This window comes from Saccharothrix longispora (assembly GCF_031455225.1).
Classification (GTDB): Bacteria; Actinomycetota; Actinomycetes; order Mycobacteriales; family Pseudonocardiaceae; genus Actinosynnema; species Actinosynnema longispora.
Genome location: NZ_JAVDSG010000001.1, coordinates 999,037 through 1,024,439, shown reverse-complemented (window position 1 = coordinate 1,024,439; position 25,403 = coordinate 999,037). Strand labels below are relative to the sequence as shown.

27 protein-coding genes, 1 tRNA gene and 3 pseudogenes are annotated in these 25,403 nt (G+C 66.3%); 23 read left to right on the top strand and 8 right to left on the bottom strand.

Going from position 1 to position 25,403, the window contains the following annotated elements; genetic code table 11:
• Position 1 precedes the first annotated feature (1 nt).
• Positions 2–73: transfer RNA gene (locus J2S66_RS04625), tRNA-Pro, on the bottom strand.
• Between the two features lie 209 nt (positions 74–282).
• On the opposite strand from J2S66_RS04625, the gene J2S66_RS04620 reads away from it, so the two are divergent.
• A complete protein-coding gene (locus J2S66_RS04620; protein WP_310304156.1) occupies positions 283–1,203 on the top strand; it encodes an aminoglycoside phosphotransferase family protein in 921 nt (306 codons plus the stop codon).
• Between the two features lie 106 nt (positions 1,204–1,309).
• Entirely contained in the window at positions 1,310–1,558 is a 249-nt protein-coding gene (locus tag J2S66_RS04615; protein WP_310304153.1) for a hypothetical protein, read from the top strand.
• A 280-nt stretch (positions 1,559–1,838) separates the two neighbouring features.
• Here the strand turns inward: J2S66_RS04615 and J2S66_RS04610 are convergent, their stop codons facing one another.
• Positions 1,839–2,060, bottom strand: a complete 222-nt coding sequence (locus J2S66_RS04610; protein WP_310315382.1) for a hypothetical protein — start codon at positions 2,058–2,060, stop codon at positions 1,839–1,841.
• On the opposite strand from J2S66_RS04610, the gene J2S66_RS04605 reads away from it, so the two are divergent.
• The 9 genes and pseudogenes from J2S66_RS04605 (at position 1,953) to J2S66_RS04565 (ending at position 9,361) form a co-directional block, all read left to right on the top strand.
• On the top strand, positions 1,953–2,237 hold the full coding sequence (locus J2S66_RS04605) for an integrase core domain-containing protein (protein WP_310314657.1): 285 nt from the start codon (positions 1,953–1,955) through the stop codon (positions 2,235–2,237). The genes J2S66_RS04610 and J2S66_RS04605 overlap by 108 nt on opposite strands.
• Positions 2,238–2,303: 66 nt before the next feature.
• On the top strand, positions 2,304–2,441 hold the full coding sequence (locus tag J2S66_RS04600; protein ID WP_310304151.1) for a hypothetical protein: 138 nt from the start codon (positions 2,304–2,306) through the stop codon (positions 2,439–2,441).
• A 493-nt stretch (positions 2,442–2,934) separates the two neighbouring features.
• Positions 2,935–3,255, top strand: a complete 321-nt coding sequence (locus tag J2S66_RS04595) for a DUF6247 family protein (protein WP_310304148.1) — start codon at positions 2,935–2,937, stop codon at positions 3,253–3,255.
• Entirely contained in the window at positions 3,256–3,519 is a 264-nt protein-coding gene (locus tag J2S66_RS04590; protein ID WP_310304145.1) for a hypothetical protein, read from the top strand.
• Positions 3,520–3,731: 212 nt separating this feature from the next.
• On the top strand, positions 3,732–4,370 hold the full coding sequence (locus J2S66_RS04585) for an integrase core domain-containing protein (RefSeq protein ID WP_310304143.1): 639 nt from the start codon (positions 3,732–3,734) through the stop codon (positions 4,368–4,370).
• Positions 4,371–4,554: 184 nt separating this feature from the next.
• Positions 4,555–7,647, top strand: a complete 3,093-nt coding sequence (locus J2S66_RS04580) for a TIR domain-containing protein (RefSeq protein ID WP_310304139.1) — start codon at positions 4,555–4,557, stop codon at positions 7,645–7,647.
• Between the two features lie 273 nt (positions 7,648–7,920).
• A pseudogene (locus tag J2S66_RS04575) lies at positions 7,921–8,070 on the top strand (transposase); the annotation flags it as partial.
• Positions 8,071–8,266: 196 nt separating this feature from the next.
• Positions 8,267–8,995 carry a hypothetical protein gene (locus J2S66_RS04570; RefSeq protein ID WP_310304132.1) on the top strand — a complete coding sequence of 243 codons (729 nt, stop codon included), beginning with the start codon at positions 8,267–8,269 and terminating at the stop codon, positions 8,993–8,995.
• Between the two features lie 108 nt (positions 8,996–9,103).
• Positions 9,104–9,361, top strand: coding sequence for an integrase core domain-containing protein (locus J2S66_RS04565; protein WP_310304130.1), 258 nt, complete (start codon positions 9,104–9,106; stop codon positions 9,359–9,361).
• 71 nt (positions 9,362–9,432) lie between these two features.
• Here J2S66_RS04565 and J2S66_RS04560 read toward each other — a convergent pair whose 3' ends face one another.
• Positions 9,433–11,571, bottom strand: coding sequence for a DEAD/DEAH box helicase (locus J2S66_RS04560; protein ID WP_310304127.1), 2,139 nt, complete (start codon positions 11,569–11,571; stop codon positions 9,433–9,435).
• A gap of 136 nt (positions 11,572–11,707) precedes the next feature.
• Between J2S66_RS04560 and J2S66_RS04555 the strand changes: the two genes are divergently transcribed.
• The 5 genes and pseudogenes from J2S66_RS04555 to J2S66_RS04535 all read left to right on the top strand — a co-directional run bounded on the left by J2S66_RS04555 (position 11,708) and on the right by J2S66_RS04535 (position 14,430).
• Positions 11,708–12,082 (top strand): hypothetical protein, encoded by a 375-nt coding sequence (locus J2S66_RS04555; protein WP_310304125.1) that lies wholly within the window; start codon positions 11,708–11,710, stop codon positions 12,080–12,082.
• 101 nt (positions 12,083–12,183) lie between these two features.
• Positions 12,184–12,927 carry an integrase core domain-containing protein gene (locus J2S66_RS04550; RefSeq protein WP_310304122.1) on the top strand — a complete coding sequence of 248 codons (744 nt, stop codon included), beginning with the start codon at positions 12,184–12,186 and terminating at the stop codon, positions 12,925–12,927.
• Between the two features lie 54 nt (positions 12,928–12,981).
• Positions 12,982–13,203 (top strand): annotated as a pseudogene (locus J2S66_RS04545) (transposase); the annotation flags it as partial.
• Between the two features lie 132 nt (positions 13,204–13,335).
• The gene (locus J2S66_RS04540; protein ID WP_310304119.1) at positions 13,336–13,593 is read left to right on the top strand and encodes a hypothetical protein; all 258 of its coding nucleotides are present in this window, start codon (positions 13,336–13,338) and stop codon (positions 13,591–13,593) included.
• Between the two features lie 93 nt (positions 13,594–13,686).
• Positions 13,687–14,430 carry an integrase core domain-containing protein gene (locus J2S66_RS04535; protein WP_310304117.1) on the top strand — a complete coding sequence of 248 codons (744 nt, stop codon included), beginning with the start codon at positions 13,687–13,689 and terminating at the stop codon, positions 14,428–14,430.
• Between the two features lie 67 nt (positions 14,431–14,497).
• Here the strand turns inward: J2S66_RS04535 and J2S66_RS04530 are convergent, their stop codons facing one another.
• Positions 14,498–16,945, bottom strand: coding sequence for a hypothetical protein (locus J2S66_RS04530; RefSeq protein WP_310304115.1), 2,448 nt, complete (start codon positions 16,943–16,945; stop codon positions 14,498–14,500).
• A gap of 1,301 nt (positions 16,946–18,246) precedes the next feature.
• Between J2S66_RS04530 and J2S66_RS04525 the strand changes: the two genes are divergently transcribed.
• The 5 genes from J2S66_RS04525 to J2S66_RS04505 all read left to right on the top strand — a co-directional run bounded on the left by J2S66_RS04525 (position 18,247) and on the right by J2S66_RS04505 (position 22,603).
• Positions 18,247–18,873 (top strand): helix-turn-helix domain-containing protein, encoded by a 627-nt coding sequence (locus tag J2S66_RS04525; protein ID WP_310304113.1) that lies wholly within the window; start codon positions 18,247–18,249, stop codon positions 18,871–18,873.
• 4 nt (positions 18,874–18,877) lie between these two features.
• Positions 18,878–19,711 (top strand): helix-turn-helix domain-containing protein, encoded by an 834-nt coding sequence (locus J2S66_RS04520; RefSeq protein WP_310304111.1) that lies wholly within the window; start codon positions 18,878–18,880, stop codon positions 19,709–19,711.
• A gap of 289 nt (positions 19,712–20,000) precedes the next feature.
• A complete protein-coding gene (locus tag J2S66_RS04515; protein ID WP_310304109.1) occupies positions 20,001–20,144 on the top strand; it encodes a hypothetical protein in 144 nt (47 codons plus the stop codon).
• A gap of 473 nt (positions 20,145–20,617) precedes the next feature.
• Complete coding sequence (locus J2S66_RS04510) at positions 20,618–21,085, top strand: hypothetical protein (protein ID WP_310304106.1); 468 nt, start codon at positions 20,618–20,620, stop codon at positions 21,083–21,085.
• A gap of 687 nt (positions 21,086–21,772) precedes the next feature.
• Positions 21,773–22,603, top strand: coding sequence for a DUF8757 domain-containing protein (locus tag J2S66_RS04505; RefSeq protein WP_310304105.1), 831 nt, complete (start codon positions 21,773–21,775; stop codon positions 22,601–22,603).
• On the opposite strand, the gene J2S66_RS04500 is transcribed toward J2S66_RS04505, so the two are convergent.
• The 3 genes from J2S66_RS04500 to J2S66_RS04490 all read right to left on the bottom strand — a co-directional run bounded on the left by J2S66_RS04500 (position 22,600) and on the right by J2S66_RS04490 (position 24,079).
• Positions 22,600–23,043: a DUF488 domain-containing protein gene (locus J2S66_RS04500; RefSeq protein WP_310304103.1), complete on the bottom strand. Its 444-nt coding sequence runs from the start codon at positions 23,041–23,043 to the stop codon at positions 22,600–22,602. The two genes, J2S66_RS04505 and J2S66_RS04500, sit on opposite strands and share 4 nt — an antisense overlap.
• Before the next feature lie 487 nt (positions 23,044–23,530).
• Positions 23,531–23,731 carry a hypothetical protein gene (locus J2S66_RS04495; protein ID WP_310304102.1) on the bottom strand — a complete coding sequence of 67 codons (201 nt, stop codon included), beginning with the start codon at positions 23,729–23,731 and terminating at the stop codon, positions 23,531–23,533.
• 3 nt (positions 23,732–23,734) lie between these two features.
• On the bottom strand, positions 23,735–24,079 hold the full coding sequence (locus J2S66_RS04490) for a DUF6247 family protein (RefSeq protein ID WP_310304100.1): 345 nt from the start codon (positions 24,077–24,079) through the stop codon (positions 23,735–23,737).
• A gap of 250 nt (positions 24,080–24,329) precedes the next feature.
• Here J2S66_RS04490 and J2S66_RS04485 point away from each other — a divergent pair.
• Together J2S66_RS04485 and J2S66_RS04480 are read left to right on the top strand one after the other, a co-directional pair.
• Positions 24,330–24,581 (top strand): annotated as a pseudogene (locus tag J2S66_RS04485) (IS110 family transposase); the annotation flags it as partial.
• A gap of 51 nt (positions 24,582–24,632) precedes the next feature.
• Positions 24,633–25,178 carry a transposase gene (locus J2S66_RS04480; protein ID WP_310314653.1) on the top strand — a complete coding sequence of 182 codons (546 nt, stop codon included), beginning with the start codon at positions 24,633–24,635 and terminating at the stop codon, positions 25,176–25,178.
• On the opposite strand, the gene J2S66_RS04475 is transcribed toward J2S66_RS04480, so the two are convergent.
• Positions 25,115–25,375, bottom strand: a complete 261-nt coding sequence (locus J2S66_RS04475) for a trehalase-like domain-containing protein (RefSeq protein ID WP_310314650.1) — start codon at positions 25,373–25,375, stop codon at positions 25,115–25,117. The genes J2S66_RS04480 and J2S66_RS04475 overlap by 64 nt on opposite strands.
• Between the last annotated feature and the right edge of the window lie 28 nt (positions 25,376–25,403).

Here is a 25,403-nt window from a genome sequence, read left to right as displayed (position 1 = left end):
GACATGGAGGCGGGGATCGAACCCGCGCCCTCCCCGTCCCAAGCGGGGTGATCTGCCACTGATCTACTCCATGAGATGCGCGGATCGTATCGACCACGCACGTAGGCCGCCCTCGATTTACCCGAAGACCCATGACCGCCGACCTCGACGGCAAGTCCGAGCTGATCGCGCCGAAGCCCACGGCCGACTACACGTCCGCACATGCCGACGACCGTCTGTTGCGTGTGCACTCGTGGGCGGTGGTTCGACAGAGAACTGGGTTGCGCTCGGTGATCGAAGTGAATGAAGCTCATTGTCGTGCAGATGCATGCCGATCAACTGACGGTGGCGCTGGAGACGGTGCGCGGGTTGGTCGATGAGCAGTTCCCTCGGTGGCGGGGCCTGCCCGTGACGGGTGTCGCTTCGCGGGGGACGGTCAACGCCATTTTCCGCATCGGCGATCGGCTCGCCGCTCGTTTCCCCTTGCGCCCCGGCGAGGTCGGGTCGGTGCGGCGGTGGTTGGAGTCCGAGGCCGAAGCAGCCCGAGAACTGGCGGGTCGCACGCGGTTCCGCACGCCGGAGCCGGTCGCGCTGGGTGAACCCGGGACGGGCTACCCGCTTCCGTGGTCGGTGCAGACCTGGCTGCCCGGGGTCGTGGCCGCGGAGGAGGACCCTGGCGAGTCCGTCGCGTTCGCGTACGACCTGGCCGAGTTCATCCGTGGTGTGCGCGCTGTCGACACACGGGGCCGGACGTTCAACGGGAAAGGCCGAGGAGGGGACCTGCGGTCCCGCGACGCGTGGATGGAAATCTGCTTCGAGAACAGCGGACGACTCCTGGACGTTCCGAGGCTTCGCCGCGAGTGGAACGCCCTGCGCAACCTGCCGCGTGGTACCGCCGGCGACAGGATGACCCACGGCGACCTGATCCCCGGCAACGTGCTCGTGTCCGATGGGCGCCTGACCGGGATCATCGATGTCGGCGGCCTGGGTCCCGCGGACCCCGCTTTGGATCTCGTAGGTGCTTGGCACCTGCTCGAACCCGGGCCACGGCAGGCGTTCCGCGACGTCCTCGGTTGCGACGACCTCGAGTGGCAGCGCGGTAAGGCGTGGGCCTTCGAACAAGCGATGGGAGCCGCCTGGTACTACGTCGAGAGCAATCCGGCCATGAGCGAGATGGGCCAGCGAACCTTGGCACGCATCCTCGCGGACACGTCGTCGACCTGAGTCCGGCACCGGTCGGCCACGGCCCTGTGAGGTTTCAGAACTCTGCGCTGAGGCGCTGAGCTGCGGTGATCGCGCACCATGGGCTGCAGGAGCATGATCGTGAGGCGTGGTGCTACGACTGCTGTACCTGATCTTCGTCCGGGTCGTCGGCTGGTTGGTTCTGCTCGGCCGGTTATCAGCGGTCAAGGACGTGGAGTTGCTCGTGCTGCGGCACGAAGTCGCCGTGCTGCGCCGAACCAACCCTCGCCCACGGTTGGACTGGGCCGGTCGCGCGATGCTCGCCGCGTTGGTCCGACGCCTACCCAACTGGTTACGGGAACACCGATTGGTGACACTACCGCCGGATCCAGGGTGAACTGCTCAAGCTCGGCCACCGCATAGCCGCGTCAACGGTTCGCCGCGTGCTCGAGCGCCTGCGGATACCGCCCGCCCCGGCGCGACACCGACACCTCCTGGCGACGGTTCCTGCACGCCCAGGCCACGAGCACGTTGGCCTGCGACTTCTTCCATGTCGACTGCGCGGTCACCCTCAAACGCGTGTACGCGCTCTTCGTGCTCGAGGTCGCCACCCGCTACGTCCACATCCTCGCACCACCAACCCCGACGGAGCATGGACCACCCCACAAGCCCGCAACCTACTGATGGACCTCGGCGACCGGGCAGACGACTTCCGATTCCTCATCCGCGACCAGGCCGGCCAGTTCACCAACTCGTTCGACGCGGTCTTCTCCGACGCAGGCGTCCACGTCGTGAAGACCCCACCACAGTGCCCACGAGCCAACGCCCACGCCGAACGATTCGTCGGAACCGTCCGACGCGAAGCCACCGACCGACTGCTCATCATCAACGAACACCACCTGCGATCGGTACTCGACCGCTACGCGACCCACTACAACCACCGCCGACCACATCAAGCCCTACAACTCACACCACCGCGACCAGACCGGCCGATCGCAGAGCCGGGCTACACCTCGATACGCCGCCGACCAGCCCTCGACGGCCTGATCAACGAGTACGAACCCGCAGCCACCTAACCGCGGGTCAGACCATATGGCCGACTTCTGACACCCCACAGGCTCATCGAGGACGGTGTCCCCGAGGTGCTGCAGCACAAGAGGATCGGCCACAAGTTCCGCGGCGTCATGGGCGTCTACTCCCACGTCACCGAGCCGATGGTCGAGGCGATGATCGCCGGATTGCAGCGGCGCTGGGAGCAGACGGGGAGCACGAACCCCTGACCACCTTCGCAAACACGGAGGTGGTCAAGATCGTCTGCTCCCCGCTTGCTCCCCGGAACGATCAACGGCTCGCAGACGAAGATCGTCTACGAGCCATTGATCTGCACAAATACACTGTGGGCGATACTGGGATCGAACCAGTGACCTCTTCGGTGTGAATGAAGCCAGAATAAATCCTCTACCAGCGAAAACAGAATTACCACCGAAAATGCGTGACCGTTGAGAGTCGTTGAATGCGGTTTAACGCTGTTGAACACGTCCGACGGCTCCCATTCTGCTCCCAGCGTCCGCTCCCACGCACACCCCCGCTCCCTGACGATCCGCAGACCGCCGACTGTGATGGTCGCGCATCCGACCCTCATCTGGCCCGGACAGCGGATGCATCGGTCGACGCGGAGGACAAGGGTCGTAGCCGCCAGCCGGCGACAACGACACGCGCCATCGTGTCGTTGTCGCCGGGCCACCGCCCACGCCGACCCGCTATCGTGTCGATGTGACCGCAGCAGCCGCACACCCGCCATCGCCGGAGGTCGAGAAGACCCCCGAGGCGATCCGCGCCGCACTGCTGCCCGAGGAACGCGACGCCTTCGACGTCGACTGCCGCCACGCCCTGGGCCAGGCCGCGGCCGAGTCGAGCCTGGAACCGGTCCGCAGCGTGATCGAGCAGTGGTGGCGCATCGCCACCGTCACCCGGCACGACCCCGCCGCCCACCGGCGGATGCTCGGCCGCATCGACCAGACCCGCACCACCGGCCAGACACCCGGACGGTTGCGCACCTGGGACGAACTGCAGGCGGAGCGCGGCGGCCGATAGGTGACCTACCAGATCCAACTTCCCGACGAGGTCTGGGACCAGATCCACGCACTGCCGGCGGAGGCCGACGAACCGCTGTCCGAGGCCATGACCCTGCTGACCCACGAACCCTGGTACGGCGAGCCCTACCACCGCGCCAACCCCACCGGCGCCCTGCGCCAACTCGTCTACGGGCACGGCAACGGCCTCATCATCTACCTCATCCTCGAACAACAGAAACGCATTGTCGTCGAACGCGTCCTCTGGCTCGAAGACCTCGGCTGACCGCGCACAACAAGAAGATTCACGGGCGCGATCCCAACATCTGGTGACCACAGCGCTTTTCAGTCAATACTGAAACTATAGGGTCGACTCACGCGACTTGTGCTGTACCGCTCGACAAGTCATCGGGCTGCCGTCGACACGCCGCCGACCAGTCCTCGACAGCCTGATCGACGAGTACGAACTCACAGCCGCGTAACCGCAGGTAGAGCCATGTGGCCGACTTCTGGTACCCCGCAAGTACCCAGCGCACCACGACGACCTGGTCAACCTTCCTCCATTCGCAGGCCGAGGCGCTCCTGGCCTGCGACTTCGTCGAGACCCGCACGTTGAGCGGAGCCCGCCTGTACGCGCTCGCGGTCATCGAGCACGCCAACCGCCGGATTCGCGTCCTGGGCGCCACCGCGCACCCGACCGCATCCTGGGTCGCCCAAGCCGCCAGAAACCTCGTGATGGACCTCGAAGACGAAGGTCGACACGCGCGGTTCCCGATCCGCGACCATGACGGCAAGTTCCCCGCCCTGTTCGACTCCGTCCTCGCCGACGCGGGCCTCCGGGTCGTCCTCAGCGGAATCCGCATCCCGCGGATGAACGCGATCATGGAACGCTGGATCCACAGCTGCCGCCGCGAACTCCTCGACCGCACGCTGATCCGGAACCAGCAGCACCTACTCCACGCCCTACGCCAGTACGAGCACTTCTACAACACCCACCGCCCCCACCAAGGCATCACCAACGCCCAACCACTACGCGTTCTGCCCCAACCCATCACGAACCAAGCAGCCCTCACCCGCCTCGACATCCGCCAACGACAGCGGCTGAGCGGCATCCTCAACGAGTACCACGCCGCCTGACCTGCACGGACGACGTTTCGGCAGACACAGGGTTGCCGCCGTCGGACGCCGACCGGTCGATCCGGCGAACACTTCGATGCGGCAAGGAATCGTCGGTGCAAAGTCGTCAGTTCAACGACTTCGGCCCGGTGGCGAGCACGGCGTTTCGGTGACCAGTGAGCCTTTCGGGGGCATAATCTGTAGTATGGCGAAGGTCGAACCATCCATCCCGGCATTCCGGACCTTTGTCGTCGTGGACGTTGTGGGGTTCGGTGACCGTAGGCGTACCCCCGCGCATCAGATGTCCGTTCGCGGTGGGCTCTACGAACTACTGCGGACGGCACTCGAGGGTGCGGGGATCCTCTGGGGCTCCTGTCACGTCGAGGATCGCGGCGACGGCGTGGTGATCATGGTCCCTGCTGATGTGCCTCGTGCAGCGTTCGTCGACGGATTGCCGGACGCGCTGGTCAGGGGTCTGCGCCAGTACAACGCCGTTCATGAGGGTCCTGCGCAGATCCGTTTGCGGATGGCGCTGCACTCCGGCGACGTCCGCTTCGACGCGCACGGCGTAGTCAGCAATGCACTGATCTCGGCATTCCGCCTCCTCGACTCGGCGGAACTGCGCACGGCTCTCGCCAAGTCGGACAGCCTGCTCGGAATGGTGGTCTCGGACGCCTTCTACGCCGACGTCGTCCAGCACATGCCGGAGAGCCAGCCGGAGACCTACCGGCGGGTACGGGTCGCGGTAAAGGAGCTCGACACGACGGCCTGGATCCGGCTACCCGACGCGCCGCTCCCGCCGGTGTCGACATCCCTGCGCAACGCGCGGTGCGACTTCCTCGTGGGCTTCACGGCCGCTGACCGGCGGTGGGCCGACTGGATCGCCTGGCACCTTCGCGACGCTGGCTACACCGTCGAACTGGACGCCGACCTGGTACGTCCCGGCAAGAACGCGAGGGATCGCCTGGAAGGTGCGTTCGACCGGGCCGACCGGGTAGTCGTCGTGCTATCCATGGAATTCCTCCGGTCGGTCGATGCCACCTCAGGAGCTCGGGAGTACCTGACCGAGGCCAGTGCGCGCACGCTGGTGGTCCAAGTCGACCCCTTCCCTTCCACCCCACTCGACGCCGTCGTCAACATCGTGCATGACAGCGCGGAGACCGCACGGCAACGACTCCTCGCCGCGGCGACGCCGTCAGAACGCGCCAAGCCCGTCACCTCGCCGCATTTCCCCGGCACGCCTTCGCCTATCCGGCAACCGCCAGCCGCCCAGTTCCCCGATCGCGATCGCGGTGAACGGGTCGTGGTCGTCCACGCGGTGACGGACCAGGCGTTCGCGGCCGAGGTGGCGGATTCATTGTCCGTGCCCGAAACCGAAGATCTATGGCTGTCGGTCGACCTGCGGGCCGTGGGCGCGCTGGACGAGGAGACCGAGCAGCAGGTGGACACGGCCGTTCGGCACGCGGACGTGGTGCTGCTCGTCGTCAGCCGGGAGCTGTTCGCGACCGGCTATGGCACCAGTCGCGAGTTGCGGCTCGCGGTCCAGTGGCACGCTGAGCGCAGGCTCACCCTGCTTCCTGTGGTGTTGAGGCCGACCTCATGGGAGACATCGGTGTTCGGCAGGCTGGTCGCACTGCCCACCGATGGTGTCCCGGTCAGCCAGTGGGCGAGTCGGGACGAAGCGATCAGAACCATCGTGGAGGCCGTCCGCCTGACGACCCGCGACGCCAGCCCAGCCTCGACACCCGTCCAGTCCCGCCCGCACCAGGCGGTGCTCGACTTGGGAGACGTGTTCAAGCAGACCGGCGTGCCGACGCTCACCTTCGTGGAACCCGACGACTTCTTTCGTTTCCGGATGGCGCTACGGCAGCCCGGCCTAGGAGTGATCCTCGAAGGCCCCTCTGGAGTCGGCAAGACCACCCTTCTGCGACGGGCCTTCGCACAGGACGCCGACCGCCTGGGCGAAGCGTCCGTGCTCAGCGCTCGGGTCCCCGCCGACCTGCCGAAGATCCGGAAACTACTCGATGGCCACACCGGTCTGGTCGCGGTGGATGACTTCCAGCGGTTGTCCGTTGACCTCCAGGACCGGCTCGCCAATTACATCAAGGCGCTCGCCGACGACGATTCTGCACAGGGCAAGCTGATCCTGGTCGGCATCCCCGACACCGCACGCGGATTGATCGAGGTGGGCTTCGACGTCGCGACGAGGGTGAAGGTGTTCCGGCTGGGGAGGGTGCCGGAGAGTTTGTTGTTGCGGATGGTGGAGAAGGGCGAAGCGGCGCTCAACATCACCTTCGACCGCAAGGTCGAGATCGCCATGGCCTCGGCCGGGAGTCTGTTGACTGCGCAGATGCTGTGCCTGACACTCGCGATGATGGCGGGGATCGAGCAGACCACCCCCGACCCGGTCGTGGTACGCACCGACATTGAGCGGGCTCGTGTCGAGGTCACACGCGACCTGGACCTGAAGTACCGGCGCGCGGTCGACGAATTCGTCACGCTCGACGGCTCCGACGACGTCCTCTGCGTCGAACTCCTGCTCGGCCTCGCCGAAGCCGACGACGGGATCCTGCCGTTCGAGGAACTGGTCCGGAGCAAACCGGACCTGCGGAGTGCCGTCGAGCGCGTATTCGCCCAAGGACTGCCCACCGGGGCGACCGGGGGCAACGCCGAGATCGCCGCGCACCTCTTCCACGACCCGCGTGGACGGAGGCTGGTTGTCGACGACCCGCAGTTCGTCTTCTACCTGCGGCAACTTAGCAGGCAGCGGCTCCTTGACATCGCGGGCAAGCGGGAGGCTGCGCCCAGGGACCGAATCTTCATCTGTTACAGCCACCGCGACAGCGCTTGGCTGGACCGGGTGCAAGTCCACCTCCGGCCGTTGCAGCGCAAGGGCGTGGTTGACGTGTGGTCTGATCTGCACATCGAGGCCGGTGACAGGTGGCGGGACGAGATCGCCACCGCATTGGACCAGGCCCGGGTCGCAGTGCTCCTGGTCAGCGCCGACTTCTTCGCGTCGGACTTCATCGACACCGAGGAGTTGCCGCCCCTGCTGATGGCCGCGCGCAACGGCGGCTGCCGGGTCGTCCCACTGCTGGTGGGACCGAGCATGTTCCACGACGTGCCCGAACTGGCCCACTATCAGGCCATGCCGAGCGGCAGAACGCTCGGCGAGTTGCCCAGCGAGGAAGTCGAGAAGACCCTGGTCGAGCTGACACGCTTGATCAATCGGACCTTCCAGCAGAAGCCCAACGCCGAGGACAGGGCGGTCACCCGATCCCGACACCCACACCACTGAACACGCGCCGGAACTCGATCGACGACGCTATGGCCAAGCACGTCCAGCCGTGCACGACCGACGTGGGCTTGACCCGTTCTGGCGGACATCCGAGATCAGGGGACGCCTGTCCCCGGAGGGATGTCCCATCATGGAGCCCATGGGCAGGAAGAAGCGGCGGCCCCGGCGGTCGTTCACCCCGGAGTTCAAGGCCGAGATCGTGGAGTTGTGCTCGCGGGGTGACCGTTCGGTGGTCAGGTCGCGAAGGACTTCGACCTGACCGAGACCGCGGTGCGGCAGTGGGTCGTGCAGGCCGAACGTGACGCCGGCACCCGCGCCGACGGGCTGACCACCGACGAGCGGGAGGAACTTGCCCGGCTGCGGCGGGAGAACCGCCGACTGACCAAGGACGTGGAGATCCTCAAGCGCGCCACGGCTTTCTTCGTCAAGGAGATCCGATGAACGTCCACCCGTTCATCGCGGCGGAGCAAGCGGGCGGCGGCAACGTCCACCGGGCGTTGTGCTTGCCGAAACCTCATCCATGCAGGTTGAAGCCGTGTGCAGGTTGTAGTGCCGAGGTACTTGTGGGCGCGGCCGCAGATCCATCGGGCCGTCCGCCAGCACGGCATGATGACCGGCTGTGCTGCTCCGACTGGCCTACCTGAGCGTGACCAATGCCTTCGCGCTACTGCGCCTACTGCTCATGAGCAACCAGGACAAGGACACGGAAATCCTGGCGCTGCAGCACCAGATCACGATCCTGGAACGCCAACTGGCAACACCCGTCCGCGGTTCTCCCCCGGCGACCGCGCGTTCCTCGCGGCACTGCCGCACGACTCCCGGCCGCCACCCTCCATCGGCTCCGGCTACTGGTGCGCCCGGAGACGGTACTGCGCCGGCACCGACACCTCCTCGCCCACCGCCACGCAGCCAGATCCCGCCCCAAACGGCCCGGCCGACCACGAACCGTCCGCTCCATCCGGCTCCTGGTGCTGCGCCTGGCACGGGAGAACCCACGTGGGGCTACCGCCGCATCCACGGCGAACTCCTCGTACTCAGCATCAGGATCGCCGCATCCACCGTCTGGCAGATCCTCCAAGACGCCGGAATCGACGCGGCACCCGAACTCACCACGACAACCTGGTCGACCTTCCTCCGCTCACAGGCCGACGCGCTACTGGCCTGCGACTTCTTCGAGACCACCACCCTGACCGGCACCCGCCTCTACGTACTCGCAGTCATCGAACACGCCAGCCGCCGGATCCAGTCCTCAGCGCCACCGCGCACCCGACCGCCTCCTGGGTCACCCAAGCCGCCAGGAACCTCGTCATGGATCTCGAAGACTCGGGCAAACACGCGCGGTTCATGATCCGCGACCGGGACGGGAAGTACCCCCGCACTGTTCGACGCCGTCCTCGCCGACGCCGGCATCCGGGTCGTCCTCAGCGGAGTCCGCATCCCGCGCATGAACGCGATCATGGAGCGCTGGATCCACAGCTGCCGCCATGAACTGCTCGACCGAACGCTCATCTGGAACCAGCAGCACCTGCTCCACGCGCTGCACGAGTACGAGCGGTTCTACAACACCCACCGGCCCCACCAGAGCATCGCCAACGCCCGACCACTACAACCACTGACACAGCCAGCCCCCGATCAGGCGACCCTCGCCCACCTCGACATACGCCGACGGCAACGACTGGGCGGCATCCTCAACGAGTACCACCACGCCGCCTGACCAGCACGGGCGACATTCGGCAAGCACAGCAACGCCTGCACGGGGGACATAACCTCGAAGGCGTATGCGGATCAGAGGCCGAGACGCCGGTACTCGGCTTGGATCATCTCCCCTTGTTCCTGAGGGTCGATCGCCCGCGGGTCGGCGTCCTTGGTGTCACTGGGGCGGGCGTACCGGTCGAACGCCTCGATTTTCTGGGCCTGCTTCTCCCGGATGCGCTGGTCGATGGTGTCCTTGGCGAGCAACCGGTGGACCTGGACGACGCCGACCTGGCCCATGCGGTAGGCACGGGCGACGGCCTGGTCCTCCTTGCTGGGACGCCACTGCGGTTCGGTGATGACCACGACCGACGCGGCCTGGATGTTCAGCCCTTCGCCACCCGTCTCGATTTGCGCCAGCAGCACCGCGTGCCCGGTCTTCCCGGTGAAGGCGTCGATCAGTCCCTGCCGCCGTGCGGCCGGGGTGTTGCCGTCCAATCGGCCGACGACTCCGTCGCCCAGCGCAGCGGAGGCGATGTCGAGCACGCGGTGGAAATAGGAGAAGACGATGACCTTGCGCCCGTCGTCGCGGGCCTCGTCCACGATCTCCATCAGCCGCTTCAGCTTCTCCGACCTGGGTCCGAAGGTAGCCTGGCGCATCGCCATGGCGTCCTTAGTGGCGACGGCCGTGCGGTACGCGTCGGCGTCCTGCGGGCTCGAGAGCACCCAGTCGTCGATCTCGATCTTGTTCGGCAGTTCCGTGAGCACGTCTTCGACGTTGCGCCGCAGGTACACCGGAGCGACCCGACGTCGGAACTCCTCAGCATCGGGGCTCGAGCCCCCGATGGCCAGACGTGCGGCCAGCCCCTTGTCGAGGTGCTCGACCAGGACGCGGAACTCCGACACGGTGTTCTCCATGGGCGTGCCCGTCAGCAGTAGGACCCTCTCGGTCCCTTCCGCCAGGACGCGGACTTGCTCCGTCTGTCGGGCGTCGGGGTTCTTCACCCTATGCGCCTCGTCCACGACGAGCATGTCGGCGGCCAGCGGCTTCAGGTCCTTCAACGTACGGACGGTGTCGTAGGTGACGACCGCGACGCCTCCGGTTCGCCGCCAGGCCTGGGTCGCGGCGGGTCGCCCGGGCCCGTGCAGGCTGTACGCGGTCAAGTCGGTGTGCTTGACGATCTCCTGCAACCAGTTCCCCAGCAAGGTCAACGGACAGACCACCAGGAAGCGGTGCGGCTTGACCGCAGCCAAGTGGACCATGGCGGCGAGGGCCTGCACGGTCTTGCCCAGGCCCATCTCATCACCCAGGATGCACTTCCCCCGCAGGATCACGAACCGGGCACCGAACGCCTGATAGCCGAACAACGCCGTCTTCATGCCTGTGGTGTTCAAATCGACCGCGCCGACCTCATGCCGTGCGGCCTGCGGTAAGAAACCTTGGGCCCCTTCGTGTTCGTCGAGGTCACCCCGACCGCCCAGGGAGGCCAGCAGCGCGTTGAAACCCGCCGCGTCCCGCGAGTACGAGTCCCACACGGTGCTGGCGTGGACGGCGGGGGTCGTCGCCTGGCCCAACGCCTCCAGTTCCACGCGGAAGCCGGACACCTCGGAGGAGGTCAGGACGCCGTCCAGGTCCAGCACGGCGTCGAGCACGCGATGTCTGCGCGATCCCCAGGTCAGGGCCATACGCCACCAGCTTCGCGCCGGGGCGGCGGCACGGGCCACCGACGCCACACGCTCGGAGAATCGCTGTGACCGCACCTGCACCGCCGACCGTGTGGCGACGGCCTGCCGCAGGGCGGCGATGACGCATAGGAGTTCGGTGTAGTCGGGATCGGGACGCTTCGGGTCGAAGCGGATCCGGACTCCGCGGCGGACCTCGTCGGCCAGTTCCCTCGCCGCCTCGGCGGCCTGCTGCGCGGTATGCGGGCCTACGCCGTGGTGTTCCCGCAACGTCGAGGTGTCGTGCGCCAGGAGTTCCGCCACGGTCTTGTACCCGGCGTCCACCAGGGCTTTGAGCTTCGTCCGCTCGTCCACCCGCCCACGTAGATCCGTGACCGGACGTGCGGCCAACCGGGCGTAGACTTCAGCGTCGACCAGTCGGGAGACCTGCGCCTGACCGATCCTCCGCAAGTGGTCCACACGCTCGGAATGAGCGGTACCGGCCTCGACCAAGCGGTCCACTTGCCCGAGCAGTTTCCTGGCCTGTCCGCGAACCGACGTGCCCGCCACACCCTTCCGCCCCACCCCAGCAGTCTCCACCGGACCAGGGCAACGAAACATCGGTCATGCGGGTGTCAGCCTTCCGGACGCACACGGAATCCCGACAAACGCTCAGATTTTCAGCACCACCTCGATCTTCGGGTTGATGCGCGCCAGATCGTCGATCACGGCCCGCGCCCTCCAGCATCTTGCTGCCCTTGAGGTCGAAATCGGCCTGTGGGTGTCAGAACTCTGCACTGGGATGCTGAGCTGCGACGATCGCGCACGCTGGACCTCCAGGGCACGATCGTGGGGTGTGGCGTCACGACTGCTGTACCTGATCTTCGTCCGACTCGGTGACTGGCTGGTGCTCCTCGGCCGGTCCTCCGCGGCCAAGGACGTCGAACTGCTGGTACTGCGGCACGAAGTCGCCGTGCTGCGCCGAACCAACCCTCGCCCGCAGTTGGACTGGGCCGATCGCGCGGTACTCGCCGCGCTGGTTCGCCGACTCCCTGGCTGCTGGGTCAGTACCGGTTGGTGACACCGGGAACCATCCTGCTATGGCACCGACGACTGGCCGCGCGGAAGTGGACCTACCCGAACCGCACCGGGCGACCGCCGGTCGACGACACCCTCATAGCGTTGATCGAGCGCATGGCGCGGGAGAACACCGGCTGGGGCTACCGCCGGATCCAGGGCGAACTACTCAAGCTCGGCCACCGGGTAGCCGCGTCAACGGTTCGCCGCCTGCTCAAGCGCCTGCGGATTCCACCTGCTCCCCGGCGCGACACCGACACCTCCTGGCGACGGTTCCTGCGCGCCCAGGCATCCGGCATGTTGGCCTGCGACTTCTTCCACGTCGACTGCGCCGTCACCCTCAAGCGGGTCTACGTGTTCTTCGTGATGGAGGTCGCCACCCGCTACGTCCACATCCTCGGCACCACCACCAACCCCGACGGGGCATGGACCACCCAACAAGCCCGCAACCTGGTGATGGACCTCGGCGACCGGACTGACGGCTTCCGGTTCCTCGTCCGCGACCGGGCCGGCCAGTTCACCACCTCGTTCGACGCGGTCCTCTCCGGCACAGGCATCCAGGTTACGAAGATCCCACCACGGTGCCCGCGAGCCAACGCCCACGCCGAACGGTTCGTCGGCACGGTCCGACGCGAAGCCACCGACCGACTGCTCATCATCAACGAACACCACCTGCGGGCAGTGCTGCAGCGCTACGCGAAGCACTACAACCACCGCCAACCACACCAAGCCCTACAACTCGCCCCACCACAACCAGACCATCCGATCGCAGAGCCAGGCTGCAACTCGATACGCCGCCGACCAGTCCTCGGCGGCCTGATCAACGAGTACGAACACGCAGTCGCCTAACCGCAGGTCAGGGCCCTGTGACCGACTTTTGACACCCACAGGCTCGAGGACAACGCCGACCGGGTCGAGCTGCATCTGATGCCCGGCTACAGCCCGGAGTTGAACCCGGACGAGCTGCGGGGCGCCGACCTGAAACGCAACGTTAACGCCTCACGGGCCCACAACGTCGACCGCCTCGCCCACGAGACCCGTCGGTTCCTGCGCCGTCGCCAGCGACAGCCGCACCTCGTCCGCGGCTACTTCCGGGCCCCGCACGTCCGCTACGCCGACATGTAGGCAACCGAATACTTTCATCTCAATAACTACATCCATGCAGGTTGAAGCATTGTGCAGCTTGCAGAGCCAAATACTTGTGGGCGCGGCCGCAGGTCCACCGCGTCGTCCGCCGACACGGCATGATGACCGGCTGTGCTGCTCCGACTGGCCTACCTGAGCGTGACCAACGCCTTCGCGCTGCTGCGCCTGCTGCCCATGAGCGACCGGGACAAGGACACGGAGATCCTGGCGCTACGGCATCAGATCACCGTCCTGGAACGGCGACTCGGAGACGCCCGTCCGCGGTTCTCCCCCGGCGTCCGGGCGTTCCTCGCGGCACTGCTGCACCGACTCTCGGCCACCACGCTTCATCGGCTCCGATTGCTGGTCCGTCCGGAGACGGTGCTGTGATGGCACCGCGACCTCCTCGCGCGCCGCCACGCCGCCAGGTCCTGCCTCCAGCGGCCCGGCCGACCACGGACCATCCGCTCGATCCGGCTCCTGGTGCTGCGCCTGGCCCAGGAGAACTCGACATGGGGCTACCGCCGGATCCACGGAGAACTCCTACTCGGCATCAAGGTCGCCGCCTCCACCGTCTGGCAGATCCTCAAGGACGCTGGGATCGACCCCGCTCCCAATCGCACCTCGACGACCTGGCCGGACTTTCTCCGCTCGCAGGCCGACGCGCTCCTGGCCTGCGACTTCTTCGAGACCCGCACGGTGAACGGCACCCGCCTGTACGTGCTCGCGGTGATCGAGCACACCAGCCGCAGGATCCGCATCCTCGGCTCCACCGCACACCTCACCGCTTCCTGGGTCACCCAAGCCGCCAGGAACCTCGTCATGGACCTCGACGACGCGGGCAGACACGCGCGATTCCTGATCCGCGACCGGGACGGCAAGTATCCCATTCTGTTCGACGCCGTCCTCACCGACGCCGGCATCCAGGTCGTCCTCACCGGTGTTCGGATACCGCGGATGAACGCGATCATGGAACGCTGGATCCGAAGCTGCCGACGCGAACTGCTCGACCGCACGCTTATCTGGAACCAACCGCACCTGCTGTACGCCCTGCGCGAGTACGAGAGGTTCTACAACACCCACCGACCCCACCAGGGCATCGACACCGCACGACCACTACAAACGCTGCCACAGCCAACCACCGACCAAGCAGCCGCCACCCGCCTCGACATCCGCCGACGACAACGACTGGGCAGCATCCTCAACGAGTACCACCACGCCGCCTGACCTGCACGGACGACATTCCCGGCAAGCACAGCGTCGCAGGCTCACCGATCGGTTCCCGGAGCCTGTTTCACAGCGGCCAGGATTCCATCACCTGCGCGGGGTATCCTTCCGGGTACGAAGCTCCCAACTGCCTCACGATGGCGGCAAGCTCGCCGTACTCATCGGGCGATACTTCTCCTCGCGCAAGACGGGCATCCAGGACGTAGATCGCATCGGCACGCGGAACCTGAGCGGAAGCACGCCGCCCGAATTCCCATATCCAGTACCTCTTGTACACGTACTCTTCTTCTGTCAGGGCCCCCTGATCCCAGGCAGAGTCGAGAGCGATCATCGCCTGCTCCGAGGTCGGCAGGTTCGGGTAACGCTCATAAAGTTGCGATACTTTCCAGTTCGGATCTGACGGTTGCTCCGCGCGGAACGGGAGCCAGGGCACCCCGGCGACGCGATCGATGAGTGCGTGGAAATCTTTTTCGATCTCCGGGTTCGGAAAACTGGCCGAGTACAGCGCCATGTCCCGCGCCCTCATGAAGTCATCAGCGCCAACCTTCCCGGCCTCCAAAAGCTTGTTCGTGATGTTCAACTTTTCAGTCCAGGGGATCGGCGTGCCCGTGTACGGCGCCTGTTCCCGGAAGATCCTCACGGGTTCCGTGGGGTGCTCCGTCGAGGGTGCGCGGAAGTCGCTGGCCACGGCGGCGGCCAACTCCAGAAGCGCGAGCTGCGTGTCGGCAGCGAGCTTGTCCGGCTCAATTCCGGTACCCCGCCCCAAATGTCGGTCGAACGGGACGTGCACGACGGCGCGGCAGCGCTGAGGCAACTGCGCGGTCGACTCGTCCGGGTTCCCCCCACCAGAGGCCGGCCGCACCGAATTGACCACGACGACAGACCTGGCGGCCAGGTCGTGGTACCCGGAATCCCGCAACCGGTCGAGCGCGGCAACCGAGCTTCGCGCACCGCCCTCCGAACCGGAGGACACGAGCACCAGCGAGTCGGCATGGTCGAGGACTGCCGTCGCGATCGGGTGCGTCAGGCCAGTGCCGCAATCGATCAGCACGATGTCGTAGAACCGCTCCACCAGCGAAACGACGCGCAGGTAGTCCTCATCGCCGAACACCTCGGGCAGCGTCGGGTCCCGCCCGGAGGCAAGTACCTCCAGCCGACTGGGCGATTGGGACGTGTAAGCGCGCACGTGGCCGTACTCGGTGATCCACGAGGCGTCTCGTAGGAGGTGCCGCGCGGTCGCCATGGTCTCGCGGGGCACTCTCAGTGCCAGGGTGCCGCGGTCAGGGTCGGCGTCAACCGCAATGACCCGATCGGAGCGCTCACGAAGGTACGCCAGAACCGATCCCAGGCACGCGGTGATCGTGGTCTTGCCAGCGCCCTCCTCGAGACCGATCAGCACGACCTTATGGTGCTCTTCCAAGGGGCGGGTGATGTGCGCGACCAACTCCTGTCGCTTCACATCGGTCGGGTCCTCACCCGGACCTGTGGGGCTGCCGGTTACCGCGTGCACCAGTCGGCGCCAGCCGAACCTCAATCGGGGCAGCACTGCCCCTGTCATGGTGGCGGAGGAGCCCTGTTCCACCCACGGCGGCAAGGTGGGGTCGTATACCACGGACGACGCCTCATCCGTCTCACCGAAGTTGCCAGCAGGGACCGAGCGGTTGTCCAAGGGCGTCTCAGGCCGGACAACAGGACGGTAGGACATCTCGACCTGGCGTTGGACTACCTCCAAACGATCGGTCAGGAAACGGTTTTGCGCTTGCAACTCCTGGACTGCCTGCTCGGCCGCGAACGCACGTTCGAGGGTCTGCCGCAATTGGTGCCGCGCATGAGCGACGTCGTGCAGCGCGCGCGAGGCGCTTTCGCTGCCCTGGGGTCTCGCGAGGAGCCTGTCCCGCTCTTCGGACAGTCGTCGGCAGGCGTCCTGCAGGCCGAGCAGCGCGATGTGCAGGACACCGGACAAGTCCTTGAACCGGACCGCGTCGTCCTGCGCCTCGATGAGGTCCTGCTGCGCGGCGAGGAGCCTGTCCTTGAGCCGGGAGACCTCGGCATCCTTTGCGGTCGCACTGGACTCGTGGGTCCGCGTCGACACCTTGGCAATGGGCCGGCTTGCCCGCACCACCTCGGCGTGCAGTCGGGTCAGCTCCTCGGACAAGGTGCGCACGTCGGCAACCGGGCGGTGCCTCGCCCACAGGTCGAGGAACGCCTGAGCGAGCCCGAAGGGCAGTGGGGCCTTGTCCATCTTCATCATCTCGGACAACCGGCGTCTCTCGATCGACACCGCACCGGTTTTGGAAATCTTGAGAACTCTGTGGTGCCGCGCGCCGTCGGAGTCGCGCGCGGCCCACTGCCGAGCAGCGTCGCTCCTGGTGAACGCCCCTTCGCCAGCCAGGCGGTCAAGAAGCGCCACCAGGTCGACGGCAGGTTGGCCGTACCGACCACGCAAGGCTTGTTCGTCGATCGAGGGAGGGGCACCGCTGCGGGAACGACCGGTCCGTAACGGTGTTTCATCCATACCGGGCTGCACCTCACCCTGTGTCCGGGCATTTGACTGTCCGCTGCGAGTCGGCGGGGTCGCCTCGTCGACCCCGCGGAGTCGACGAGGTGCCTATTCACCCGTGATGACGCGGTTGCGGATGTGGCTGTGGCTGTGGCGGTGAAGAAGATCGTAATCCAGAATCGCTCGCGACCGTCTCATCGTAACGGCGCATGCGACTTGTCCGCGTCCACGCTTTGTCCGCCCTCAAGCCTTGGACATCGAGGGCACCACTTGGACCGGGAGGCAACCAGTTCTCCGAGGGGGTCTCGTGTCGCAGCAGCAGCCACGGGGATGAGACCTGCCGCTACAGGGGCAAGCAGGGCGCTGTCCGGACCCGCTGGCGGAGCGAACCCATGACACAACCGGATGCGGCGGCCAGCCCGTCTCGCAGGCCAGGTCGAGCGCGCGCGGCAAAGCCAATTCTGGCACCCCACCGAAGTACTCCAAGCACCGCGGGTCATCCGTCCGACGTCCCGCGAGAAGCCGGACGGGGGGGCGAAACCGGAGCAATCGGCGCAGAGGACCGGCGAGGGCTTCGCGCCAACGAACCCCCCGCCTACTCGATGCACGCGTCCGGGCCTGGACAACAGCGCGTCGAGGTGGGCCGAACCGTTCATGCCGGACCCGAAGTCAACGGTAAGGCGTGGTTCCGGAGGGCCACCAGTCATGCCCCGGACTCTCGGATGCTCAGAAGTTTGTTCTGGATGCTCACAGGCGGTCTGACCAGCGGTTATGTGGGTGGATTTCTGCCGTCCGAACCATCCGGCAGACGCGCCGGACGGCAGGTGCAGTGCGCGATCGGGCACCTTCGTCCCATCATTACGTACAACGACGCACTGCACAGATCTGGTCTCCCGATGATCGAGACGGCGCCAACCGTCCGCTTCAGAGGACGCCGGGTAAGTGTGTCGACGTGTCCGGGCCGACTCAGTGCAGCAGAGGGCAACAACATGATCATTTCCAGCCGTCGACGGAGCCCATTCCCGTACTCGACTTCCCCGCGACCTACGTCCCTGGCGCCGTCAGGAGCTCATCCCGCGAACCCGCAGGCGCCACCGCCGCCGGAACCTGATGCGAACACGACTCGCGCACCAGGGAAGACCTTACGCAGAGCCCAGGCCCTCGCGACGCGTGCGAACCGTGCCGAACAGGCGCCGATCACGGACGAATCGACGGCGACGGCGAGCGTCTACGCCTCGTGGGCCCCTCCCTCCCGGGCGGTCAGCAAGACGACGCAGGTAACCGACCTCAACGGCTTCCTCCATGCGCTTGACGAGTTGCGCAGAGAGAAGAACCTCTCATACGCCCGACTCGGACGTCGGGCCAGATCTCTCCACGGCATCTCCCGAACCAGCACGCACGCCATCCTCCACGGTCGTTTGTCGCCAAGTGATCGCCGACTGCGCCTCATCCTGCACCTCTGCGGCGTATCCGACTTCGAACGCGACATCTGGCTCGCGGAATTCCACCGCATACAGACCCCGCCGCCACCTCAGACGATTCTGCAGTCGGTACAGCCTCCAGTGGCGCGCTGGGGCACTCAGGTCGAGCCGGTCGTTCCGGCGATCATGCCGCCGGCGCCAAAATCGGCAAGCGGGTGGCCGACACTTGGCACACGCACTCGACGGCACGGCAGCAGGAAGGAGCCGCTGCACCGCGCACACTGGTTGCTCGTCGTGATGACACCGGCCCTCCCGGTCGGCGTCATCACGCTGACGTTGCACGGGGCGTCGGAGTTCTTCATCTCAGTGCTGCTGGGACTGGCATCCCTGATGGTCTCGTTCGTCTTCGCCGCGATCCGGGAACGACCGGACCGCGATCATCGGCGCCCCAACTACCTCGAAGACGACGACAACATCTTTGGTCTCGACCACAGAGCCGCGCCTCCGGTGATCGGGCTCTAGGCCGATGAACGACCGGGACGCACCGGCCCGTCGGCCGAACGAAGAATACACCCTGCAGGTCCGCGGAGTCTTGGACGTCGTAACGCCGCGAGAGTTCCTCGATCTGCTCAACGCCATGCGCAGAACGAAGGAACTCTCCTACACTCAGATCGGGAAACGCGCTGGAAAAGGCATGTCCCGCAGCACGGCGCAAGCCATGCTGACGAGCGACGAACTGCCGTCCCTGACGCACCTGAGACTGTTCTTGAAAGCTTGCCGGGTGACGCAGGAGGAGACCCAACTGTGGATCAACTCACTGCACAGGGTCAACCATCTGCACCGATCGATCACGAGTAACGACTCCGGGGTCGCCACAGCGAATCCGCTCTCGGACGCTAACGCGCCGTCCTCGCGGCCCTCCATGCCCACGTATTCCGAAGCACGAACCGCAGTACCGCCGGGCACGACAACGACGGTTGAAGCCACCCCTGCTAGAAGGGCTGAGACCGGTGTCCCTGCGGTTCCAGAGCCAGGAGGTGTACAGGTCGCTGCTGCTCGGCAGGGGTTCGCAGGCGTGGCCGATGCCCTGCGCTTCGGCTTCCTGGTTCGCGCCCTTCTCGCCCTGGGCGTTCTTGTGGGCATGTTGACGGGCAGCGCGATAGCGATGCAGCACTACGGAGTCTCACACGAGATTATGCTGGCGGTCTACTGCATCATATCGTTGACAGTGAGTTCGTGGGCCGGGATCGCCTGGCACTACCGACCAGACATCCGATCCTCTGAAGTAATCAGCCATGAAGAGACATCCGAGATATTCGGCGTTCACCCCAAGGCCGCCAAGCCGATCATCGGCGAATAGCTGGAAGCCTTGCCGCACGCGACAGAGAAACGAACTATAACATAGGCGAGGTGGGCACTTTGCCACAATCCGAGTCGGCCGGGCCACACGGCCCCGGCACCACCGCAAAAGCCGGGTGGACATCCGGCAACCTCTATGCCGCTTGCGAGAAAGCGCCGGGGCGAGTCCTGTCGAGGGCGGTGCGGTCATGACCGCATGCACCGACGGGGAGAGCAACCCCGCGCGCACCTGCGGGTGCCAGCCATCGGTGTCGACTGAACCCCAGGCGTTTGTCAGCATACGATCTGCATTGATCTTCGTCATCGCCTTCTTGTGCGCCGCCGTGGTCGGAGTGCTGACCTTCCTGGCCAACGGCAACGTTCCCGGCGCCGTACTGGCCGGACTGTGCGCGATGGGCGGCGCATTCCTGGGCCTGCACCTTCTCATCCGCTGATCCGAGTTCATTCCTCGATCGACGGTTGTCTGCCCTACCGATCATGGACGCAGCCCTTGGCCGACTATTCCTCATGACATCTGGAAGATCGACCAAGGGCTGCGTTGACTACATCGAGTTGCGCTGCACCGCCGACAAGTCATCGGCTGCCGCCGACCAGTCCTCGACGGCCTCATCAACGAGTACGAACCCCATCGCGGCGTAAGCGCAGGTCAGACCGCGTGGCCGACTTTTGAAACCCCACAGGCCGAAATGACCGAAGGCACGAACGGACGTTCACATCGGGTCACGCTGGTCTCTCGACGTTGCCGATGACCGGCCCGTTGGGCTGAGCCGATCGTGTGAAACGCGCACACGATGGAGCGAGGGAGGAGGCTGAACGACTCTCGGCCGGGAACGGTCACCGCATAATTCCTGGCGCACGGAAGCGCGTTCGACCTTCTACGGCAAGCCGACTCCACGGGAGGGACCGCATGATCAGTCCTGATCAGATCCTGGGAACGCTGGCCCAGCTCGGCTTCGCCGCCCCCGCCTTCTCGGCGGCCGTGACGACGCTTCGACATGGAGGCGCCGTCCAACTGAGTCCGGCCGAGAAGCAGGGCTACAGGTTCATGTTAGCGCTTGCCTCGCTCCTGGTACTCGGTTCGGTCGTCCCATTCGCCGTTCCGGCCGACCGGATTGAGAACCTGCCGTGGCTTGTCTGTGGCCCCGCGATCGGTCTCGGACTGTTCGTGGTGATGGTCCGGCAGTTGACCATTAAGTCTTCGGCTCCCCGCCGCAGATGGCTGTTCGTCTGGGGGTTTCTTCTGCCTGCCTCGGCGACGATCGTCGCCGAGTTCTTGAACCTGGCCTGGCCGAGCCCGCACCTATACACATCTGGACTCGTCGCGATCCTGGGCTTCCTGTCGATCCAGTTCTGGATCCTGGTCAGCATGGCTTAAGCAAGTTCGCCTTGCGGCGAGTCGGGTGGTTCGCGGATAGGGCAGTGACGGAGAGGTCATCCGTTTCTGCGGAGGTCGTTGTGACGTGGGCGCGTGTCGGTCCAGGTCCGTTCGGCAGGTCGAGACGGTTCCGACGGGCCGCTGGAAGTGGGCACCGGCGGGCCGCTGCCCACTTCCCTCGGCGGCGTCGAATGCCCAGGTCCGGACCGTACGGCGGACGACGCCCTGGTCAGGCGGGTCGAACCGCTCGCCCAACGGCGACGATGCAGCTGGCGGTAAAGGCGCGCGAAGGCCAACGCCATCTGATCACGCCCGTGCCGGCCAACCTGTCGCCCCACTGCCCAGCGCACCATACGTGCAAGGCAACTTGACCTCTCCCAGGCAGCGGAAGTCCCGATTGGGGCTCTGGCGCTCCTTACCGCAGGTGCATCCCGACTTTCGACCACGCCATCCGCCGACCGCTGGTGATCATGTCGGCGCTTTGTGGATCACCATCCATGCGAGACGATCTCCGCTATATCACCCGAACGTTTTACCCGGTCGAGTGATCGATGCTCATCGCTTCACCTTCGAAAGCCGCAGCAGAACAGCACTCTCACCGTGTGCACACGACCGGAGGAATGACTTGCATGTTCGCGCAGGTCACACTCGATCGTGGTGACCGATTGTCACACTGCCGGGGGTGCCATGAGTCAGGGACTGCTGTTCGGACCGGACGACGCGCCCACCACCAAGCCCGTCGGGGACGGATGGCAACAGATGCGGGTGCTGATCACCGTCAAGGCAGCGCCCAACCCGTCGGAGACCTACGGCGAGACGGTGTGCGTGGCCGGTATCCGCCTGGACTTCGACACGCCCGGCTGGGTACGCCTCTACCCGATCAACTTCCGCGAACTCGACAACCCGCACACCTTCAAGAAGTACGACATCGTGTCCCTGCGCGCCAAGCCAGCCCGAGGCGACTTCCGCACCGAGAGCTGGCGCCCGGACATCACCAGCGTGCACACCGTGGACCACCTCAAACCGTGGACACGACGACGTGTCGAAGTCGAACCCTACGTCGACGCATCCATGTGCGCTGTCCGCGAAGCAGTCCACGCGAACTCCGCCGCGCCATCCCTGGCCGCCGTTCGCCCCGACCGGGTTCTCGGCATCGACATCAAGCCCCATCCGGGATGGAGCCCCGAGGATCAGCGCAAGATCGACCGCTACGTCGGCCAACTCGACCTCACCGGCGGCGACCGGACCGCACTGCAGGCGCCGCGGTTCCAGGGCTGGTACCGCTATCGCTGCGCACCACGCTGCAACGGCCACCGCCAAGGCATCCTCGACTGGGAGTTCGTCGCCCTGCAACGCACGCTGAAGCACCGCAACGACGACGACCTCGTACGCGAACTACGAGCCAAGTACCTCGACCAGATGTGCGCGCCAGACCGGGACACCGTCTTCTACGTCGGCAACCAGGCCAAGAGCCCGCGCACCTTCAGCGTCCTGGGCGTCTACTGGCCCAAACGCTAGACCGACACCGGATCCAGACGGGCACGAACCGCCTCCAGCACCACGTGCCGGTGACAACGCTCCTCGTCAGCCTCGAAGCACATCACCGCCACACGCCACTCCCCCGCCAGCACCGCCAGCCGGTCCAGAGCACTGTCCGCGGCCCCCACATCCAGCAGGTCCGCGTACCGCCCACGAGCCCGCGACAACGCCACGTCGTCACCGGCGAACCCCGGCCGGTTGTCCTTCGGGTTGCCCAACTCGCGCAGATGCAGGTACTCCACCCCGGCCTCGGACAGCGTCTCGGCCAACGCACGCTTGCTGAAGCCACGCTTGCGCGAGATCGGCGTCAACCGGACATCCGCCAGGACTCGTACGCCGAGGTCGGTCAGCCGGGACACGAAGCCCTCCACGTCCAGGCCCTCGTACCCGACACCCACCACACCCGGCACCTCTCGCACGGTCCGACTCTGCCACACCCTCTGTAACCACGAAACACCGACCAGCCCTTGCACGGCCACCAGCCACACGGTCCTCAAGAGCGCGGAGCGGCTCTTCGGAGTTGCAGAAGTGCTCAGCCCGGAGAGCCACCCGACCGCTATGTCGTTCACTGCCGTTGACCTGCGGTTTCGCGTCGTTCAGCGTCGTTGAGCGCGGTTCGAAGAGCACTTCGGTGTGAATGAAGCCGGAACAAAGACTCTACCAGCGAAAACACAACCCTTGCAGCAAAAAGCGGCCATTGGGAGCCGTTGAATGAGGTTCAGCGCTATGGAACGCGCCCGACGGCTCCCATTCTGCTCCCACTACCCGCTCCCATGTGCTCCTGGAAGTCGTGCACTGCCGCCCGACTTGCACGGACGACATTCCGGCAAGCACAACCCAGCAGCCGACGGGGTCAGCCCAGCCACTGCACCAGCAGCAGGTGCACCTCGCGCTGCTCCTCCAGAATCAGGTATACGACCTGACCCGCCCATCCGGTCCGAAGCTCCAGTACCGCACCGCCGCGCCGGGGTTGTCCTCATGTTGCGGACGGCCGTTCCACGGCTGCAACTCCAACACCGCCAGCACCTCGGCATACGCAGACAGCGCCTCCACGGGCAGCGCGACGACCTGCTCCAGGCTCGCCGCGTCGGGCACGATCCGATACACCGGCTACTCGGCCCGCCCCTGACGCCGACGCAGCAGCGCCTTCATCTCCTCCAACGACACCGCGTCCGGATTGGCACCCAGGCGCTGGACCTGCTCGGCCTTGGCCAACATCCGGTAGTACGAGCCCGGGTCGCGCAGCTCGCCGTAGGCGATGTGCCGCCACTTGCCCAACAGATCCCGTATCCCGGCCAAGTCCTTCGACACCTTGGCCCGCTCCAACACCAACTCCCACTCACGGTCGAACTCCGCCACCAGCATCGGCGTCAGAGCGGCCCGGATCGCCACCGGATCAGCCGCAGGCGCCACCGGATCGCCACCGGAGGGCATCGACGCAGCAGGAGAGGCCATGCCCCACCCTAACGCCAAACCGCCACGAGCGTCCCCCGGCCGCCGATCACCGGCCCGGAAGCGACCGCAGTGAAGGTGTCTGAAAGATACTCATGACCGACAGCCCGAGCACGAGCCTTCGCAGACCGCCGGTCCACACGTCGATACCGCCGAACCATCCTCGATAACCGGATCAACGTGTACAAACCCACAGCCGCGTAAGCGCAGGTCAGGCCGTGCGGCCGACTATTGACACCTCGCAGGTTCCTACGGCGCGGTGCTCGTCGGCCACCTGGCCGCCGCCGGATTCACCCTGGCCGAAGCGCCCGACATCCCAGCATCGGTGCGCCGGGCGGCGGGCAAGACCGACCGCGTCGACGCCGTCGAACTCGCCCGCGCCGCCCGCGGACTCACCGAGCGGCGGCTGCGCCGGCCCCGCCAAGCCGAAGACCGCACCATCCTGCGGGTACTCACCACCGCCCGCGAGCAGATGACCGGCGAACGCACCCGCGCGGTCAACGCCCTCACCGCGCTGCCGCGCACCGTCGACCTCGGCGTCGACGCCCGCCGGGCCTTGTCCGGCAGGACGATCACTGCGATCGCCGCCTGGCGCACACCCGCCGGCGCCACCACGACTCGGGCCGTCTGCCGGGCAGAGGCGATCCGTCTGGCCCGTCGCATCCGCGCCCTCGACGGTGAACTGGCCGCCAACCACGCCGCCCTGACCGCGGCGGTCACCGCCCAGGCCCCCGAACTGCTCCAGATCTGCGGGATCGGCCCCGTCGTCGCCGCGACCGTGCCGCACGCCTGGTCGCACCCAGGCCGCGTCCACTCCGAGCCCGCGTTCGCCGCCCTGACCGGAGTCGCCCCACTGCCGGCCTCGTCGGGCAACACCAAGCGGTGCCGCCTCAACCGCAGCGGGGACCGACGACTCAACCGGGCCCTCCACACCGTCGCCCTGACCCGGCTCGGACACGACCCACGCACCCGCGCCTACCTCACCCGCCGCACCGCCCAAGGCCACACCCGACGCGAGACCATCCGCATCCTCAAGCGCTACATCAGCCGCGAACTCTTCCGCCTCCTCACCGCCACCCAGCCACGGCCAAGCACCACTTGACAGTCATAGAAGCATCTCAGTGTGGCGGTCCAGTTCGACCGGTGTGCGCGGGCGCGCCGCTCGGGCCCACCGGAAGTGGCCTCGGACAGGTCGGTGGCGCCGCAGTGTAATTCCAGCAGGATCACCACGCCCTCGCGTGGCCGGACGACCGCGGTGGCGGTCTCCTGCCGACTGTCGAAAGTGGTTTGCCAGTTCATGCCGGGCGAGCGCAGCACCATCGGCTCT